2 protein-coding genes and 1 pseudogene are annotated in these 3797 nt (G+C 45.7%); all 3 read right to left on the bottom strand.

Annotation, left to right across the window (positions count from 1 at the left end):
* Nucleotides 1–53: 53 nt before the first annotated feature.
* A pseudogene (locus DWX28_RS18975) lies at nt 54–764 on the bottom strand (ArdC family protein); the annotation flags it as partial.
* Between the two features lie 54 nt (nt 765–818).
* Entirely contained in the window at nt 819–1790 is a 972-nt protein-coding gene (locus tag DWX28_RS18970; RefSeq protein WP_243002505.1) for a helicase, read from the bottom strand.
* An 80-nt stretch (nt 1791–1870) separates the two neighbouring features.
* The gene (locus tag DWX28_RS18965) at nt 1871–3757 is read right to left on the bottom strand and encodes a recombinase family protein (RefSeq protein WP_118254721.1); all 1887 of its coding nucleotides are present in this window, start codon (nt 3755–3757) and stop codon (nt 1871–1873) included.
* Nucleotides 3758–3797: the final 40 nt, after the last annotated feature.

Below are 3797 nucleotides of genomic sequence, written 5' to 3'. Positions count from 1 at the left end.
AGGATTTATGGAAAATAATTTAAAAGATCAACATTATAAAAACATGGGTATAATGCTTCCACTTCCTTTGTTGTCTGGTCTTTTAAGACGCCTTCCGCATCCATTACTTCCCGGTCATGCAGCAATGCGTGGCTCACTTCATGGACTCCGGTTTTCATCGTCTGGACATTACTCATATCTTCCTTTATCGCAATATATTTTTCTGTCTGGTGATAATAGCCTTTTGCTTCCCCTTCCACATTCATCATGCGGATCGGTACAGGAGAAATATTCTGCAATGCCTGCATGAACGTATCATAAAACTGTACACTTCCGGTAAGCTCCGGCACCTCCAGTTCTGCGATCGGTTCTCCCTCTGTCTGGCTGACATCAAACACTGTCGTTATGCGGAATCTCGGTATCACCATCTCCACAATCTCTGTTTCCGGCTGTCCATCATCCCCGATCACAGGCTCTTTTGTTACCGGGTCGATCTTTTCAATCTCCTGTTTCTCCCGGATCGGTGCTGGTGCAATGATCTGGATTCCTTTCTCTCCACGTTTTACATGGCGGTTAAACTTCTTCTGCCATGCCTGATACCCTGCCACCAGTGTTGCTTCCGGTTTCTGCATGGTGATCAGCAGCGTGTTATTAAAGCTGTAATTATGGAACTTTGACATGGTATTCAGATATTCGGTATATCGCTCCGATGTAAAGATTTCCTTTACTCCCTGCTCCAGCCGTTCCGATATTTCTTTTAACTGTTTTTCTATATTATTTGCCATAAACAAACCCTCCATTTTATGTCCCCGCCAGAGAAAACTCTGACGGGAAATCTTTTATAACTCCTGTTCGTGTTTTTTCTTTGCAGTTTTCTGTGTAACGGTCGGTTCCGCTGTATTCTGCTGTGCCTTCTCCTGCTTTAAGCGTTCCAGAATAGATGGCTTATGAATTCTGTCTGCTGTTTCCGGAAGTTCTTTTTCTTCTACGGCATCCCTGCTGTCTGTGTTACTTCCTTCTCTGCCAATATCCTCATCTGCCATAATCGTCTCATTGCCCTTTTCATCCATGTTCAGCAAGGCATTTAACTCGGATAACCGTTCTATCTTTTCATTCAGCTCTGCTTCTTTCGGAAATGGTTTCTTTACCTCTTCCTGTGCAGTAGCAAGCTGCTGTTGTACGGTTTCCAATTTCTGCTCACTTTCCGTCAGCTTCCTGTCGATAGAAGAAAGGGTGTTATGGATACGCTGCATATTTCCTACCGGGTCTTTTCCGATCTCCAGCTTATAAGAACATTTTCCTTTGATCGTCAGTTCAAACGCATTGGAGAACATATTATAGGAAGCAGATAACGTGAACCCATGATATTCCCCGACCTTTCCGCCGGTGCTGACGGTTTTTAACCCTGCACAAGCAGCGATCAACGCTTCGCCTGCTTCTTTCTTATCTTCATAAAGGACATTCCCTACTGTCATGGCAAACATGTCATTATCCTGTAAATCCACACTTTTTACTACCTGGGAATCTATCTGCATCCCGGCAATCCGCTCTTTCAATGCACTGATCTGTACCGGGAAATTCTTTGCAATATCGGATTCCAGACGGTAAATCTGACTGGTATGGTTTGCCTTTAGAAGTTTTAGCTTACTCACCTGCACATCCAGATCCATTTTTTCTTTAATGTACGGATTGCCTGTGGCAAGTGCCTTTATTTCCGCATAGGACAGTGCCGTATCATCCACATCTTCACAAGCCCTGACCGGGGATTTACTGGTCATGATCTGGCTGATGAACTTCTGCTTATTCTCCAAAATCTGCCACATATACGCATCAAAAGTGTTCTCCGTCACATACCGGAATATCTTTACTTTGTCATTCTGGTTTCCCTGTCTTAAGATACGTCCTTCCTGCTGTTCCAGATCAGTCGGTCATTTTTTGCGGACAGTTCAATACATGCCTGTCTGTTTCGCTCCCTGCTCCTGCGTTTGCTCTCGTTTGATTTCTCCCTCTGTATCTTCTTGGCACAAGCAGGACAATACTTCGATATGCCAGAGCGGGGAACATATTCAACACCGCACACCGTACAATTCTTAGGCTTTAACGCAGTCCACCGCTTTGTCGGTGTGATATGTAATTCACCGACAAAGCCGATGAATTTATAATAAATCTTGATTTCCTGCCGCACCATTCCGTCTGTAAGTTTCTCACGTTCCGAAACAAGTATCTTGTCTATAAGTGCGTTTATGATGGTTGCGTCCAGTTCCTTAATGCCTTGATAGTTGCGGATTAGGGAGAGGAAATCACGGACACCCTGCGTCTTCTCATAGCTGTCGCTGAGCGTTTCCGTTACCTCTTTCAGCCTTGCTTCAATTTCAAGCTGTTCTTTCTGGTATTTTCCCGACATCATCTCAAAATTCCGCTCGGTAATACGCTCCATCACCTTATCTTCATAGAGTGAGGAAAACAGCCTGTCCAGTTCTGCAAGGCGTTTGTTCAGTTTTCTTTGCTCCTTTTCCAGTGCCTTTGCCTTGCTCTGGTCTGTTTCCGTGAGCCGCTTTTCAATCGCCCTCACTGCCTTTTCATCATTGACTGCCATATCCGCAAATCGGTTGATGTCGGTGAGGACAGCGTTGAACAAGTCCCTCGCTTCAATGCTGTGTGCGGTACACATGATATTACCGTATCTGCCATAATTATTGCAGGAATATTGTACGCAGTCGATGATGTCGGGGCGTTTCCTCCTGTTGGCACTCATAGCCCGCATCGCATAGCCGCAGTCCGCACACTTAATAACGCCTGCAAAGATGTTCTCAAAGCCGCCCTTGTTTTCTGGTAATCTGCGGCTTGTAATAAGCTGCTGTACGGTATCAAATTCCTCCTGCGTGACTATCCCCTCATGGGTGTCTGGTATCACTTCCCATTCTTCGGGCAGCTTAGAGGGGCGTTTCTTGCTTTTCATGTTGGCGGCAATCCGCTTGTAGCCTGCAAGGTTTCCCGCATATATCGGGCTTCTTAAAATGCCCCTTACGCTGTTCTCGCTCCAAATATAACGGTTCTCCTCATTCTCCTCAAAATACCTCTCATAGCCTGTTGCCCCCTGCTCCGCCGCATAAGCGGCGGGGCGTAAGATATGCTGTTTGTTGATGTGCTTGCGGATTTTGGCGATTCCGTTGCCCGCTAACGCAAGGTCAAATATTTCCCTTACCACATGGGCAACTTTGTCATCTATCAGCAGATGGTTGTGGTCGGCGGGGTCTTTGACGTAACCGTATGGTGCTGTCGTCCCCATGAATTTCCCCTGCTGAAACCTCGCTCGGTACGCCGATTTTATCTTGACCGACACATCGGCGGAATACATTTCGTTTAGGATGTTGCGGAAAGGCGTGATGTCCATAGCGGATTTATTGAGCGTGTCCACGCCGTCATTGACCGCTATATACCTCACATTATGCTCTGGGAAAAACACTTCCAGATACAGTCCGCAATCAAGATAGTTCCTCCCCAGACGAGATAAATCTTTCGTGATAACGCAGTTTATCAGACCGCTTTCAATGTCCTTAATCATGTTCTGGAAACTTGGTCTTTGGAAATTTGTACCAGAGTAACCGTCGTCCACATACGTTTTTGCTAAGTGCCATCCCTGCTTTTTCACATAATCCGTGAGGATGGATTTCTGTGTCGCAATGCTCGCACTCTCGTTATCCGTGCCATCGTCTTTTGACAAGCGGCAGTACATGCCGACTTCATAAATCTTGTTCTCCATTCTTATTCCTGCCATACTGTAAAACCTCCATATCTGTCCTATCTGTTTTCATGTT

Origin of the sequence: Blautia sp. AF19-10LB (assembly GCF_003461245.1) — a bacterium.
In the GTDB taxonomy this organism is placed as follows: domain Bacteria; phylum Bacillota; class Clostridia; order Lachnospirales; family Lachnospiraceae; genus Blautia_A; species Blautia_A intestinihominis.
This window is presented reverse-complemented; position numbering and strand designations above follow the sequence as displayed.

Excerpts from the sequence above, each read along its gene's own strand:
- DWX28_RS18965 (WP_118254721.1), bottom strand. The coding sequence starts at position 3,757 with ATGGCAGGAATAAGAATGGAGAACAAGATTTATGAAGTCGGCATGTAC.